Source organism: Pseudarthrobacter chlorophenolicus A6, from assembly GCF_000022025.1.
GTDB classification, from domain to species: domain Bacteria; phylum Actinomycetota; class Actinomycetes; order Actinomycetales; family Micrococcaceae; genus Arthrobacter; species Arthrobacter chlorophenolicus.
In genome coordinates this window covers 629,352-643,277 of record NC_011886.1, presented here as the reverse complement: position 1 = coordinate 643,277, position 13,926 = coordinate 629,352, and the positions used below count along the sequence as shown (strand labels likewise).

Here is a 13,926-nt window from a genome sequence, read left to right as displayed (position 1 = left end):
ACTCAGACCGGTGTGTTGGGTGCCAGCCCTTCGTCGCCGGACACCGCCCGCGCTTTCTTTCCCCGCAGCCGGTCAAGCCGGTTCATCAGGGGTGAGGTGGTGGCGCCATGGATCACGATGGACATGGCCACCACCAGCCCCACGAAGCCCCACAGCCATTCCGCCTGCCCGGCGAAACTGCCCTTCCCGAGCGCGTAGGACAGGTAATACAGCGAACCGATTCCGCGGATGCCGAAGAAGGACAGGGCAATCCTTTCCCGTGGGCCGGTCTTCCCCCGCAGCAGGCTCAGCCAGCCCGCCAGCGGGCGGACCAGCAGCAGGAACGCCAACGCCACGAGCACCTCGGCCAGGCCCATCCCGGACAGGAGTCCGCGGGCAATGGCCCCGCCCAGCAGGACCAGGATGACCACCGTCAGGAGGCGCTCCAGCTGCTCCACGTAGGAGTGCAGAACGCGGTGGTAGCCGTGCGTCCGTTCGGCGGCCCGGATGGTCACCGCGCACACAAAGACGGCTATGAAACCGTAGCCCTCCACCATCTCGGTCAGCCCGTACGCCAGGAAAGTGGCGGCCAGGGCAACGAAACCCTCCGAATGGTTGGACAGGCGCAGGCTTTCCTTCCGGGCTGAAAAGAAGAGGCGGGCCAGCAGCTTTCCGGTAAGGAACCCCGCCAGCAGGCCGATGGCCAGCCTCCACAGCACGTCCAGCCCGAACCATTGGGGAAACCACGCCGCCGGGTCCGCGCCGGCGATGCTGATGGCGATGGCGAGGTAGACGAAAGGGAAGGCGAGGCCGTCGTTCAGCCCGGCCTCCGAGGTGAGGCCGAACCGCACCTCGTCTTCCTTGCCGGTGCCCTCCTCGTCGTCAGCCGGCTCCCCCACCTGCACTTCCGAAGCCAGCACCGGGTCAGTGGGTGCCAGGCCGGCTGCCACGAGCAGCGCAGCGCCCAGGCCGAGCCCCAGGAACCACAGCCCCAGCAGCGTCAGCGCCACGATGCATAGGGGCATGGCAATGCCCAGGAGCCGCCACGTGGTTGACCATCCGCTGCGTCCCACTGGCCGGTCCAGGGCGAGCCCGGCACCCATCAGCGAAACAATCACGCAGATTTCCGAGAGGTGCAGGACAAACTCGCCGTGCGCTACGGGATCCGGGCTGGGCAGGGTGGGGATCAGGGCGAACGCCGCCATCCCGGCACCGAGGAAGACCATCGGCATGGAAAACGGCATGTTCCGCAGCAGCTTGGGCAGCACCGCGGCCACGAATACTGCCACTCCGGCTGCCGCGAAAAGGATGTTGGGGGCTTCAAACACGTGCAGTTCTCCGGCTGTTCGTGCGCCGGGCAGGCGCAGGCAACGTGATGCGTCCCGGAAGGGGATGCTCCACCTTAGCCCCTGCTGCCAGGGCGCCCTGACTCCCGGGCGTCCTGCTTTCACCGCATCCGCTTGCGCGGGCCAGTTTGTACTGGCCTGCTTGTATGGGCCGGGTTCTCGCATTCCAGACAGGACCGCGGCGGTCCTGCTCGCTTTCGCGGCGGCCATGCGGTGAGCTTGGAACATGGCTTCCCCAACTCCCGACGTCGACACCCCGCCCAGCGCCTGGACCGGAAGGTTCGACGGCGACGGGCCGGAGCACCGGCGCTGGTGGCAGGCGGTGGAACCTTACGCGAGCGCGGCGGCAAGCGGCCACGACGGCCCTCCGGGCGCCCTGGCTCCCAGCGCGCCGGCGGTCCTGCTGGGGTTCTGCAGCGACGAAGGAGTACGCCGGAACAAAGGCCGCCCGGGTGCGGCCGCCGCCCCCGCCGCGGTCCGCAAGGCGCTGGGACCGCTGGCATTCCATCTGGACCGGGCAGTGTACGACGCCGGCGACGTCACGGTTCCGGGTCCTGACCTGGAAGGCGGCCAGGCCCGGCTGGGCAGCGCTGTGACGGCCCTGCTCGACGCCGGCCACCTGACGGTGGTGCTGGGCGGCGGCCACGAGACCGCCTACGCCAGCTACCTTGGCGTCAGCGGGTCCGGTGCCATCCGGGACGGCAGCCGGCTGGGGGTCCTGAACCTCGATGCCCACTTCGACCTGCGGGACGAACCCGTTCCCAGCTCCGGGACCCCGTTCCTCCAGATGGCCCGCGCCGAAGCCGGTGCCGGCCGGGACTTCCGGTATGCCGTTGTGGGGATTTCTGAAGCGAACAACACCCGCGCCCTGTTCGATACCGCGGACCGCCTGGGCGTCCGCTACCTGCTGGACGAGGACTGCGCAGCGGACCGGGTGGAGGCGTTCGTGGCGTCCTTCCTCGACGGCATCGATGTCCTGTACCTGACCATCGACCTGGACGTGCTTCCGGCGTCGGTGGCACCCGGCGTCAGCGCACCCGCAGCCTACGGCGTTCCGCTGCCGGTCATCAGCGCGGTGTGCCGGCAGGTTGCCCGGAGCGGGAAGCTCCTCCACTGCGATGTGGCGGAACTTAACCCGGAGTTCGACCTTGACCACCGCACCGCCCGCGTAGCGGCGCGGCTGGTGGACACGCTGCTCCGCTGACCTGCGGTCCCACCACAATGCGTTCCGGGTCCGGGGACGGCATCATGCCTTGGGCAGGTACCTGCGTTCCGGACGCCCTACCCCGTATTTCAGCCGGACTTCCAGCAGCCCTTCGTCGTGCAGGTACTCCAGGTAGCGGCGCGCGCTGACCCTTGACGTGCCCAACTGTTCGGCAACTTCGGCAGCCGACAGGTCGCCGTCGGCCGCTTTCAGCGCCCCTTCCACCAACCGCAGAGTCTCCACGCTGCACCCCTTGGGCAACGGCCGCTGGGCCGTGGCGCTGTCCAGGCCGAAGACCCTGTTGACGTCCGACTGCTCGGCCACGTCCTTGGACGAATCGAGGCCGTGGTAGGCGCTGCGGTAATGGTCCAGCCGCTCCTGCAGGTCAGCCTGCGAGAACGGTTTGATGAGGTAGTGCACGATCCCGCCGCGCAGGGCTTTCCGCACTGTTTCGACCTCGCGGGCGGCGCTGATCACCAGCACATCGAGTTCCGGCGCCACCTCCCGCAGCTGGTGCATCAGGTCCAGTCCGTTGATGTCCGGCAGGTGGATGTCCAGCAGCACCAGGTCCGGCTGGAGGCGTTGGGTCTCGACGACGGCCTGGGCGCCGGTGTGCGCGGCGCCCACCACGGTGAACCCCGCGGTGCGCTGGATGAAGCCGGCGTGGACCTTGGCCACCATGAAGTCGTCATCGACAATCAGGACCTTGATCATGCGCGTGCACCTTTGTTGAAGCGGGCGGTGAAGACCGCCCCGTTGTCGTTGGCTACCGCCAGGTCCCCGCCGGACCTGCGGCACACCACGCGGGACAGGGCCAGCCCGAAGCCTCGGCCGCCTTCCCGCCGGGCATCCTTGGTGGTGAAGCCCTGCCGGAAGATGTGGTCCGCGGCGTCGGCGGGAACCCCGTGGCCATTGTCCCGGACGGTCACCACCACCTGTCCCTCCCCATCTTCCACCAGCACCCTCACCGTTGCCTGCGGGAGCCCGGAGACGGCGTCGAACGCGTTGTCCACCAGGTTCCCCGCCACCGTCACCAGGTCCCGGGACAGTTCCTCGTCCACGGGCAGCAGGGACGACGCCGGATCCAACTGGAGGGCGACGCCCCGCTCGGTGGCGAGGCTGGACTTCGCGATGAGCAGTGCGGCCAGTGCCGGGTCCTTGATCCTGCCCGTCACCTCGTCGCTGAGCCGGGTACGGTCCACGGTTGCCCCGTTGACGAACTGGACCACGGAGTCGTAGTCGCCGATCTGGATCAGCCCCGAGATGACGTGCAGCTGGTTGGCGAACTCGTGCGCCTGGGCGCGGAGGGTGTCCGTGGCGGTCCGGGTGGTGCCCAGTTCCCGCTCAAGCGAGGACAGTTCCGTCCGGTCACGCAGGGTGGTGACCGATCCGATTCCGCGGCCCCGGGACTGGATAGGGACCCGGTTTAGGACCACCAGCCGTTCCCCCACCAACACCAGCTGGTCCGGGTCCGGCTGGTCGCGGGTGAGCACAATTTTCAGAGCCGGGTCCACTGGAAGGGACGCCAGTTTCCTGCCCACGCAGTCGGCGGGCAGGCCCAGCAATTCCCTGGCACTGTCGTTGGCAACCGTTATGCGCTCGTGCGGGTCGAGCGCCACCACGCCTTCCTTCAGGCCATGCAGCATGGCCTCGCGATTCTCCACCAGGCCGGTGATCTCACTCGGTTCCATGCCCAGCGTCTGCCGTTTGACCCTGCGCGACAGCAACAGTGAACCGGCCACGCCGAGGATGCTGGCCACGCCCACATAAGTGAGGAGGTTGGGTACGGCATCGCCCAGCCGCTCGAGTGTAGTGGGATAGTTGCGGCTGATGGACGCAATCCCGATCATCTTGCCGTCATCGTCCAGCACCGGAACGTGCGCGGACAGGACGGCCGTTCCGTTGGTGGTCAGCACCCCGGTCCAGGCCCTGCCCTCCATGACCCGGCTTTCGCCGAGGGCCAGCTGCTGCCCCAGCAGGCCGGGATCCGACGCCGTCACCACGGTGCGGTCCCTGCGGGCCAGCGCCACCTGGGCGGAGCCGGAGACGATCCGCACCGATTCGGCCACGGCCGGGAGGGCTGCACCGCCCCGCGGTTCGGCAGCCGGAAGCAGCTCGCGGACGGCAGGGTTGGCGCCAAGGGCCTCGGCCGCGGACAGCGCCCGGCGGCCTTCCACGCGCTCGAAAGCCGCGGCGGACTGGGCCAGCGAGATGGCCACCACGGCCACCAGCACGGCCAACACGATCAGCAACTGCAGCACCAGGAATTGCCCCGCGAGGGACATGCCTCTTCGTCGAGTCACTGTGGTTGGTCCTTTTTTGGCTTCACGCGGCCACCGTTCCGGCCGCAATACGTGGGAACTATATCCCACCGGCGGCGCCACCGGAGCGCGGAAGAATGCGGGGTGGGACTTCGGAAACGTGAACGCAATGTACTTAACTTTCTCTGCGTACATAAGAGTGACCGGCGTCACGGCCGGGCCTAGCATCGGTTGCACCAGTCAGTCTTGCTGAACGTTTTTCATGAGAAGAGGAACCCCATGCGCCAGATCCGCGCATTGCGAATTGCCGCCGTCGCTGCCGGCATCGCCCTGATGGCCACCGGCTGCGGTGCCACCGGTAAGAGCTCCACCGGCACCGAGAGCTCCGGCTCCGCCGCCAAGCCGGTCACCGGACTCCAAATCATGGTCCCCAACACCCCGGGCGGCGGCTACGACACCACCGCACGCGCCGCCGCGAAGGTCCTCGACGACGAGAAGATCTCCACCAACACCGAAGTCTTCAACCTTGCCGGCGCCGGCGGCACCGTGGGCCTGGCCCGCGTGGTCAACGAAAAGGGCAACGGCGACCTCACCATGCTGATGGGCCTGGGCGTGGTGGGCGCCAGCTACACCAACAAGTCCGAGTCGAAGCTGACCGAAACAACTCCGCTGGCACGGCTCATCGAAGAGCCCGGCGCCATCATGGTCAGCAAGGACTCCCCCTACAAGACCATCGACGACCTCGTGAAGGCCTGGAAGGCAGACCCGGGTTCCATCGCCGTCGGCGGCGGCTCCTCCCCCGGCGGCCCGGACCACCTGCTGCCCATGCAGCTGGCAGGTGCCGTGGGCATCGACGCCACCAAGGTTAACTTCGTCTCCTACGACGGCGGCGGCGACCTCCTCCCCGCGATCCTCGGCAACAAGCTGGGCTTCGCAGCCTCCGGCGCCGGCGAGTACCTGAAGCAGATCGAATCCGGTGAGGTCCGCGTGCTGGCCACGAGCGGCGAGAAGCGGCTCGAAGGCGTGGACGCCCCCACGCTGAAGGAATCCAACATCGACCTGGTCTTCACCAACTGGCGCGGCATTGTGGCTCCTCCGGGCATCAGCGACGAGGACAAGTCCTCCCTGATCGCGGCCCTCGAGAAGATGCACGGCACCACCGGCTGGAAGGAAGCACTGAATACCCACGGCTGGACCGATGCGTTCATCACCGGTGACGAGTTCAAGAGCTTCCTCACCGAGCAGGACAAGCGGGTGGCGGACGTCCTGACCAAACTGGGCCTGGCGTGAGCTCACAGGCCTCAGTTTTGAAAGGCCGCGCCGAGCTGGGGGTAGCCCTCCTGCTCGGCGCGGCCGGCGTCCTGGTCTTCCTGGATGCCAACGGCCTCTCCACGCCGTACTCCCGCACCGATCCGGTGGGCCCGAAGACCGTCCCCTTCATCGTGGCCGGACTGCTGGTTGTCTGCGCCATCCTGCTGGCCATCAACGTGCTGCGCGGCGGCAAGGGTGAAGCCGAAGGCGGCGAGGACGTCGAGCTCGGGCACCCTGCCGACTGGAAGACCGTCCTGCCCCTGGCCGGCGCCTTCATCCTGAACATCCTCCTGATCGACTGGGCCGGCTGGGTCATCTCCGGGACAGTCCTGTTCTGGGGCAGCCTCCTGGCCCTGGGCAGCCGGCACTACATCCGGGACGGCCTGATCGCCCTCGCCCTGTCGCTCCTCACCTTCTACGGCTTCTACCTCGGCCTGGGCATCGCGCTGCCGGCCGGACTGCTGGAAGGAATTCTCTAATGGACGTCTGGTCCTCCCTGATGGACGGTTTCGCCACCGCCCTGACCCCCATGAACCTCCTCTACGCCATGATCGGCGTCATCCTGGGCACCGCCGTCGGCGTCCTCCCCGGCCTCGGCCCGGCCATGACCGTGGCCCTGCTGCTGCCGGTCACGTACGCCCTGGAACCCACCAGCGCGTTCATCATGTTCGCAGGCATCTACTACGGCGGCATGTACGGCGGCTCCACCACCTCCATCCTGCTCAACACCCCCGGCGAATCGTCATCGGTGGTGACGGCCATTGAAGGCAACAAGATGGCCAAGGCCGGCCGGGCCGCGCAGGCGCTCGCGACGGCGGCCATCGGCTCGTTCGTTGCCGGCACCATCGGCACCACCCTCCTCGCGGTCTGCGCACCGATCGTGGTCCAGTTCGCCGTGAGCCTAGGCTCGCCCAGTTACTTCGCAATCATGCTGCTGGCCCTGTTGGCCGTCACCGCAGTCCTGGGTTCGTCCCGGCTGCGCGGTTTCGCAGCGCTGGCCCTCGGCCTGGCCATCGGCCTGGTGGGCATCGACTCGGTCACCGGCCAGCGGCGCCTCACCTTCGGCCAGCCGCTGCTGGCCGACGGGCTGGACATCGTGGTGGTGGCCGTCGCCATCTTTGCCGTGGGCGAGGCACTCTGGGTTGCGGCACACCTGCGCCGCACACCGCTTCACGTAATTCCCGTGGGCCGGCCGTGGATGGGCAGGAAAGACTGGCAGCGGTCCTGGAAGCCCTGGCTCCGCGGCACCGCCTTCGGCTTCCCCTTCGGTGCCCTGCCTGCCGGTGGCGCCGAGATCCCCACGTTCCTCTCCTACGTCACCGAGAAACGGCTCAGCAAGCACCCCGAGGAGTTCGGCAAGGGCGCCATCGAAGGCGTGGCAGGTCCGGAAGCGGCCAACAACGCCGCTGCCGCCGGCACGCTGACCCCCATGCTGGCACTCGGGCTTCCCACCAACGCGACGGCGGCCGTTATGCTGGCCGCGTTCACCGGTTACGGTATCCAGCCCGGACCCCAGCTCTTCTCGAGCCAGGGACCCCTGGTCTGGGCACTGATCGCAAGCCTGTTCATCGGCAACCTGCTGCTCCTGCTGATCAACCTTCCGCTGGCACCGCTGTGGGCCAAGCTGCTGCAGCTCCCCCGGCCCTACCTTTACGCAGGCATCCTGTTCTTTGCCACGCTGGGCGCCTACTCGGTGAACCTGCAGGCTTTCGACCTGGTGATCCTGCTGATCCTGGGCGCGCTGGGCTTCATGATGCGGCGGTTCGGCCTTCCCGTGCTGCCGCTGATTCTGGGAGTCATCCTCGGACCGCGCCTGGAAGGGCAGCTGAGGAAGACCCTGCAACTGAGCGCCGGCGACCCCGCCGGCCTGTGGAGCGAGCCGATCGCCGTCGGGATCTACGTCATCATCGGCCTGATCCTCCTGTGGCCGTTTGCCTACAAGCTGATCCGCCGCAACCGTCCCAAGAACAGCACGTTGCTTCCGGCGAACTCCGGCGCAGCAGACTACAGCGACTAAGCCGCCGAAGCGCGGTCCAAGAAACCAAAGGAGACACCATGACCATCGTGGTGGGATACGTCCCGACCCCCGAAGGCGAAGCCGCCCTCACCCAGGCGATCGCCGAGGCCCGCAGGAGCAGCACCACCCTGCTGGTCATCAACTCCTCCAGGGGTGACGCGCTGGTGGACAACCGTTACGCCCAGGAGCAGGAGATCCAAAGCATCGAGGACCGTCTTGCCACCCAGGGCATCGACCACGTGATCAAGCAGCCGGTCCGTGGACACGATGCCGCAGCGGAAGTCCTCGATGCGGCCGAGGAGCACAATGCCGAACTGATCGTGATCGGCCTGCGCCGCCGGACACCGGTGGGCAAGCTGATCATGGGCAGCGTCTCGCAGCGGATCCTGCTGGAAGCCGACTGCCCCGTGCTGGCCGTCAAGGCGGGTTAGCTGCAGTCAACCGGCGATGCGGCAAGCCTAGGCACCCGCGCGGTACAGCTCCTGCCGCTGGCGGCCAAGCCCTTCCACCTCTACCTCCACCACATCCCCCGGCTGGAGGTAGGGGAAGCGGCCGCTCAGCGCCACCCCCTCCGGAGTCCCGGTGATGATCACATCACCGGGCTCCAGCCGCATGTACTGGCTGCAGTGGTGGACCAGCGTGGCCGGGCTGAAGATCAGTCCCCCGGTGCTCGAATCCTGGCGCACGTCCCCGTTGACCCAACTGCCCAGGGCCAGGTTCCCGGCGTCAACATCTCCTGCCGGAACCAGCCACGGCCCCAGCGGCGTGGACCCGGGCAGCGACTTGCCTTTGGTCCACTGGCCCGCCGCTCCAGGGATCTGGTATTCGCGTTCGGAAAGGTCGTTGGCCGTGACGTATCCGGCGATGCACTCCCGGGCTTCCTCTTCTGATCCGAGGTAGCTGGCCTCCTTGCCGATCACGATGCCGAGTTCCACCTCCCAGTCGTATTTCAGGGAGTGTGGCGGGATGGGGGCAGGATCGCAGGGCCCCGTGACAGTGTTGGCTGGCTTGAGGAACACCACGGGAATTTCCGGGGGTGCCGAGCCGGATTCGGCCGCGTGGGCAGCGTAATTCATGCCAATGCCCACCACCGAGCCCGGCCGGGCCAGCGGAGCGCCAATACGGAGGTCGCCGGCATTCTCGAGTACCGGCAGTTCCCCAGCCGCCAAGGCTTCCCGCACCCGGTCCAGGCCGCCGGCCGCAAGGAAACTGCCGTCAACGTCGGTGGTGAGGGGCAGCAGGCTGAAGTACCTGTCCGTGCCGTCCGCTGCGGGAACCAATACTGCCGGCTGCTCCTCGCCGGCGTTGCCCAGGCGCATGATTTTCATGGCGGATCTCCTTTGATGGCGGGTTGCGGGCCGGGTACTCCGTGCCCCTCCCCATCGTCGCCGATTGCTGCCGCGCACCGTGAACCGGCGATTTATGACCGGTATTCAGAGAACAGACATCTGACATCTGGGCTGCCAAACGGTAAACTGTTGTAGCTTCAGGCAAAAAAGAGAAAGTGCAGCACATGAGTACAGCCACCTTGGAACGCCGTCCCGCCGCTACCGGCCTTGCCGACGCGTCCGCGCACCGGTCCATCGACCTGGAATTCTCCAGTGCCAGCGAAGTCCACGCCGGACTGGAAAATGCTGTTGCCGAGCTGATCGGCGTGGCAGCACAGGACGCCTCCTGCGGAATCCTGGTGACCCGCCTCTACCCCGGCCGCTACACGGTTGCCCTTGACGAGTCGGTGCCGTTCGGCCAGACGTTCGAGGCCATCGCCGCCTGACAACGCCGCCGCCAACGCCGGCAAACAACTTTATAAGCGAAATCCCCGCCCCTGCCGTGAGGCAGTGGGCGGGGATTCCGTTAGGTCCGTTCCGTGGTGCGGGCCGCAATGCTAGGTGCGGCGGACCTGCACACCGTCGGATTTGAGGAAAAGCTGCTTCTCCGCCGGGCCGGCCGGTACAAGCCACAGGACGTTCCCGCTCTGGGAGACTTCTTCCACCTCACCGGCGGCTACCACATGCGCATGCTTCATGATCTCGACGTGGTCGCCAACCTGGAGTGATTTCCAGTCGGATACCGCGGCGGAATGGGCATGGCGCCTCGACAGGACTGCCCCACGTGCTTTCATTTGAACTACTACCCCTTTGTATGCGTTCTGCCGTCACAACGTCTTCGGTGTGACTTTCACTACACCTTCAGTTCTACTACACTCCGCGTGCCACCGGCCGCCGTGTCGGCCAAAATTCCAACTGATGGACGCGGAGTGCGCAGACGCTGAAGATTCTTCGGTATCAGGCCAGCGATCCGACGGCGGATTCGGCCGCCCTGAGCACGTCACCCGAGGAGACCAGACGGTCAGCTGCTTCGAGTTCCGGCGAGAGGAAACGGTCCGTCCCCGGGCCGTCCACCACGGTGCGCAGTGCGGCCACGACGGCGGTGCCCGCCGGCCCCGGCGTGAGGGCGCCGCCGGACAGCTGCGTGCGCATGTCCAGCGCCCTGGCCGAGGTCACCAGCTCGATGGAGAGGACCCTGCGAAGGTTTTCCACGGCCTTGCGGAGCTTCCGGGCTGCGTGCCAGCCCATGGACACGTGGTCCTCCTGCATGGCAGAGCTGGGGATGGAGTCAACGGAGGCGGGCACTGCCAGCCGCTTGTTGTCCGAAACCAGGCCGGCCTGGGTGTACTGGGCGATCATCAGGCCGGAGTCCACGCCGGGGTCCGCGGCGAGGAATGCGGGCAGGCCGTGCGAACGCGCCGGGTCCAGCATCCGGTCCGTGCGGCGCTCGGCGATGGAGCTGAGGTCCGCCACGGCGATGGCCAGGTAGTCCAGGACGTAGGCCACGGGCGCGCCGTGGAAGTTGCCGTTGGAGCTGACGCGCCCGTCCGGCAGGACCACGGGGTTGTCGATTGCCGCGGCGAGCTCGCGGGACGCCACCAGCTCGGCGTGGTCCACGGTGTCGCGGACGGCCCCGGCCACCTGGGGTGCGCAGCGCAGCGAGTACGCGTCCTGGACCTTGGAGTCCCCCACCCGGTGGGACGCAACAATCGGTGAGTTGGAGAGCACCCGCAGCATGTTGTCCGCGCTGGCGGCCTGGCCCGGGTGCGGCCGCAGGGCTGCGTGCAGTTCGGGCAGGAACACCTGGTCGGTGCCCAGCAGCGCCTCGACGCTGAGCGCGGCGGTGATGTCCGCCGTCGTCAGCAGTTGGCGGAGGTCCGCGATGGCCATGAGCAGCATGCCCAGCATGCCCTCGGTGCCGTTGACCAGCGCCAGGCCTTCCTTCTCGGCGAGGATAACGGGCTCAATGCCGTGCTTCGCAAGCAGCCCGGCGACAGGTTCCTCACCGCGCCCGCCGTAGCGGACGCCGTCGGGCCCTTCCGCCTCGCCTTCGCCCATCAGCACCAGGGCACAGTGCGAGAGCGGTGCGAGGTCGCCGGAGCAGCCGAGCGAGCCGAACTCGCGGACCACGGGCGTGATGCCGGCGTTGAGGACGTCCACCATGGTCTGCAGGACCACGGGGCGGACGCCCGTCCGGCCGGACGCGAGGGTCTTGGCGCGCAGGAACATGATGCCGCGCACCACTTCGCGTTCGACGGCGGGTCCCATGCCGGCGGCGTGGCTGCGGATCAGGGATTTCTGCAGCTGGGTGCGGAGATCGTTGGGGATGTGCCGGTTGGCCAGCGCGCCGAAGCCCGTGGAGATGCCGTAGGCCGGGATGTCGCTGGCGGCCAGGCCGTCAATGTGCGCGCGAACCCTGGCTACGGTGTCCAGGGCGTCCTGCGAGATGGTCACCTTGGCGTTATGTCGCGCGACGGCGAGCACATCCCCGGGCGTGACGCCGGCGGATCCGAGGGTGACGATGAGCGGTTCGTGCGTAATGGCTGTCATGGGAGTTCCTGCTTCAGTAGTTACTCCCAACTAGGTAGCAGTAGATGTCGTTTTGAGGGCTCATAACGACATCTACTGCTACCTAGTTGGGATAGTGGGGTGCGTTTAGAGGTTTTCCTGCATGGGGATGCGGACGCCGCGTTCCTTGGCGACCTCGGCGGCACGGTCGTAGCCGGCGTCGACGTGGCGGATGACGCCCATGCCGGGATCGTTGGTGAGGAGGCGTTCGAGCTTTTCGGCGGCAAGGTCCGTGCCGTCTGCCACGGAGACCTGGCCAGCGTGGATGGAGCGGCCGATGCCGACGCCGCCGCCGTGGTGGATGGACACCCAGGTGGCACCCGAGGAGGTGTTGAGCAGGGCGTTCAGCAGCGGCCAGTCGGCGATGGCGTCCGAGCCGTCGGCCATGGCTTCGGTTTCCCGGTACGGGGAGGCGACAGAGCCGGAGTCCAGGTGGTCACGGCCGATCACGATGGGGGCCTTGACCTTGCCTTCCTTGACCAGGCGGTTGAACAGCAGCCCGGCCTTGGCGCGCTCGCCGTATCCCAGCCAGCAGATGCGGGCAGGCAGGCCTTCGAACTCGACACGCTCCTGGGCTGCGTCGATCCATTTGTGGAGGTGCTTGTTCTCGGGGAAGAGCTCCTTGATGGCTTCGTCGGTGACGCGGATGTCCTCCGGATCCCCGGACAGTGCCACCCAGCGGAACGGGCCGAGGCCCTCGCAAAACAGGGGGCGGATGTAGGCGGGAACGAACCCGGGGAATTCGAACGCCCGAGTGTAGCCACCCTTGCGGGCTTCGTCGCGGATGGAGTTTCCGTAGTCGAACACCTCGGCGCCGGCGTCCTGGAATTCCACCATGGCCTGCACGTGGCGGGCCATCGACGCCTGGGCCTTCTTGGTGAATCCCTCGGGATCCGCTTCGGCCTCGCGGTGCCACTCCTCCACGGAGATGCCCTCCGGCAGGTAGGAGAGGGGGTCGTGGGCGCTGGTCTGGTCGGTGACGACGTCCACGGTCAGCTCGCCGGCCTTATGGCGGCGCAGCAGTTCCGGGAAGATCTCGGCGGCGTTGCCCACGTAGCCCACGGACCAGCCGCGGCGCTCTTCCTTGGCCTTGAGCACCTTGGCGATGGCGGCGTCGAGGTCTGTCTCCACCTCGTCCAGGTAGCGCTTGCCGGCGCGGCGGCGCAGGCGGGTCTCGTCGACGTCGATGATCAGGCAGGCGCCGTCGTTCAAGGTGACGGCGAGCGGCTGGGCGCCGCCCATTCCGCCGCAGCCGCCGGTCAGGGTCAGGGTTCCGGCGAGCGGTCCTTCGGTGGAGCCTTCGGCGGCGGGTGCGGGATGGCGGGCTGTGTTCTGACCGGCGTCCGCGAGTTTGCGTCCGACGGCGGCAAAGGTTTCGTAGGTGCCCTGCAGGATGCCCTGCGTGCCGATGTAGATCCAGGAGCCGGCGGTCATCTGCCCGTACATCAGCAGGCCTTCGGCTTCGAGACGGCGGAACTCGGGCCAGGTGGCCCAGTCGCCCACCAGGTTGGAGTTGGCCAGCAGGACACGCGGCGCCCATTCGTGGGTGCGGAACACGCCCACCGGCTTGCCGGACTGGACCAGGAGGGTCTCGTCCTTTTCCATGGTTTCCAGTGTGCGGGTGATGGCGTCGAACGCGGTCCACGACCGGACGGCGCGGCCGGTTCCGCCGTAGACCACCAGGTCATCCGGGCGTTCTGCCACCTCGGGGTCCAGGTTGTTCATCAGCATGCGCAGCGGCGCTTCGGTCTGCCAGGACTTGGCGGTGAGCTCAGTGCCGCGGGCTGCTTTGACCGGGCGGGCACCGGTGGTGAAATCGGCGGGTGCCATGGTGGCTCCTTTTCATTGTGTGTCTGGTTCTGCGAATGTCCGGGATGGGAAGTTCTTCTGTATCTACTAAAGCCCTTTGGGG

13 protein-coding genes are annotated in these 13,926 nt (G+C 67.4%); 6 read left to right on the top strand and 7 right to left on the bottom strand.

Translation table 11 applies throughout. The features are described 5' to 3' along the window. Positions 1 to 2: 2 nt before the first annotated feature. Positions 3 to 1,307, bottom strand: a complete 1,305-nt coding sequence (locus ACHL_RS02980) for a cation:proton antiporter (RefSeq protein ID WP_015935825.1) — start codon at positions 1,305 to 1,307, stop codon at positions 3 to 5. Between the two features lie 244 nt (positions 1,308 to 1,551). Between ACHL_RS02980 and hutG the strand changes: the two genes are divergently transcribed. Next, positions 1,552 to 2,529, top strand: coding sequence for a formimidoylglutamase (hutG, locus tag ACHL_RS02975; RefSeq protein ID WP_015935824.1), 978 nt, complete (start codon positions 1,552 to 1,554; stop codon positions 2,527 to 2,529). 42 nt (positions 2,530 to 2,571) lie between these two features. Here hutG and ACHL_RS02970 read toward each other — a convergent pair whose 3' ends face one another. Continuing rightward, complete coding sequence (locus ACHL_RS02970; RefSeq protein ID WP_015935823.1) at positions 2,572 to 3,243, bottom strand: response regulator; 672 nt, start codon at positions 3,241 to 3,243, stop codon at positions 2,572 to 2,574. Further along, positions 3,240 to 4,814, bottom strand: a complete 1,575-nt coding sequence (locus tag ACHL_RS02965; protein WP_015935822.1) for a sensor histidine kinase — start codon at positions 4,812 to 4,814, stop codon at positions 3,240 to 3,242. Before ACHL_RS02965 ends, ACHL_RS02970 begins: the two co-directional genes overlap by 4 nt. A 255-nt stretch (positions 4,815 to 5,069) precedes the next feature. On the opposite strand from ACHL_RS02965, the gene ACHL_RS02960 reads away from it, so the two are divergent. Genes ACHL_RS02960 through ACHL_RS02945 form a run of 4 tightly spaced genes read left to right on the top strand, consistent with a single transcriptional unit; the run spans position 5,070 to position 8,549 of the window. After that, positions 5,070 to 6,080 carry a Bug family tripartite tricarboxylate transporter substrate binding protein gene (locus ACHL_RS02960; protein WP_015935821.1) on the top strand — a complete coding sequence of 337 codons (1,011 nt, stop codon included), beginning with the start codon at positions 5,070 to 5,072 and terminating at the stop codon, positions 6,078 to 6,080. Next, positions 6,077 to 6,580, top strand: a complete 504-nt coding sequence (locus ACHL_RS02955) for a tripartite tricarboxylate transporter TctB family protein (RefSeq protein WP_015935820.1) — start codon at positions 6,077 to 6,079, stop codon at positions 6,578 to 6,580. The genes ACHL_RS02960 and ACHL_RS02955 overlap by 4 nt, the downstream gene beginning before the upstream one ends. Beyond that, a complete protein-coding gene (locus ACHL_RS02950) occupies positions 6,580 to 8,118 on the top strand; it encodes a tripartite tricarboxylate transporter permease (protein ID WP_015935819.1) in 1,539 nt (512 codons plus the stop codon). Before ACHL_RS02955 ends, ACHL_RS02950 begins: the two co-directional genes overlap by 1 nt. 38 nt (positions 8,119 to 8,156) lie before the next feature. Beyond that, positions 8,157 to 8,549 (top strand): universal stress protein, encoded by a 393-nt coding sequence (locus tag ACHL_RS02945; protein ID WP_015935818.1) that lies wholly within the window; start codon positions 8,157 to 8,159, stop codon positions 8,547 to 8,549. Positions 8,550 to 8,576: 27 nt separating this feature from the next. On the opposite strand, the gene ACHL_RS02940 is transcribed toward ACHL_RS02945, so the two are convergent. Next, positions 8,577 to 9,446 (bottom strand): fumarylacetoacetate hydrolase family protein, encoded by an 870-nt coding sequence (locus ACHL_RS02940; RefSeq protein ID WP_015935817.1) that lies wholly within the window; start codon positions 9,444 to 9,446, stop codon positions 8,577 to 8,579. Between the two features lie 185 nt (positions 9,447 to 9,631). Between ACHL_RS02940 and ACHL_RS02935 the strand changes: the two genes are divergently transcribed. Beyond that, complete coding sequence (locus ACHL_RS02935) at positions 9,632 to 9,892, top strand: hypothetical protein (RefSeq protein WP_015935816.1); 261 nt, start codon at positions 9,632 to 9,634, stop codon at positions 9,890 to 9,892. 111 nt (positions 9,893 to 10,003) lie between these two features. Here the strand turns inward: ACHL_RS02935 and ACHL_RS02930 are convergent, their stop codons facing one another. The 3 genes from ACHL_RS02930 to ACHL_RS02920 form a co-directional block, all read right to left on the bottom strand. Further along, entirely contained in the window at positions 10,004 to 10,240 is a 237-nt protein-coding gene (locus ACHL_RS02930) for a hypothetical protein (protein ID WP_043793727.1), read from the bottom strand. Positions 10,241 to 10,403: 163 nt separating this feature from the next. Further along, positions 10,404 to 11,996 (bottom strand): histidine ammonia-lyase, encoded by a 1,593-nt coding sequence (hutH, locus tag ACHL_RS02925; protein WP_015935814.1) that lies wholly within the window; start codon positions 11,994 to 11,996, stop codon positions 10,404 to 10,406. 105 nt (positions 11,997 to 12,101) lie between these two features. Further along, complete coding sequence (locus ACHL_RS02920; RefSeq protein ID WP_015935813.1) at positions 12,102 to 13,844, bottom strand: urocanate hydratase; 1,743 nt, start codon at positions 13,842 to 13,844, stop codon at positions 12,102 to 12,104. Positions 13,845 to 13,926: the final 82 nt, after the last annotated feature.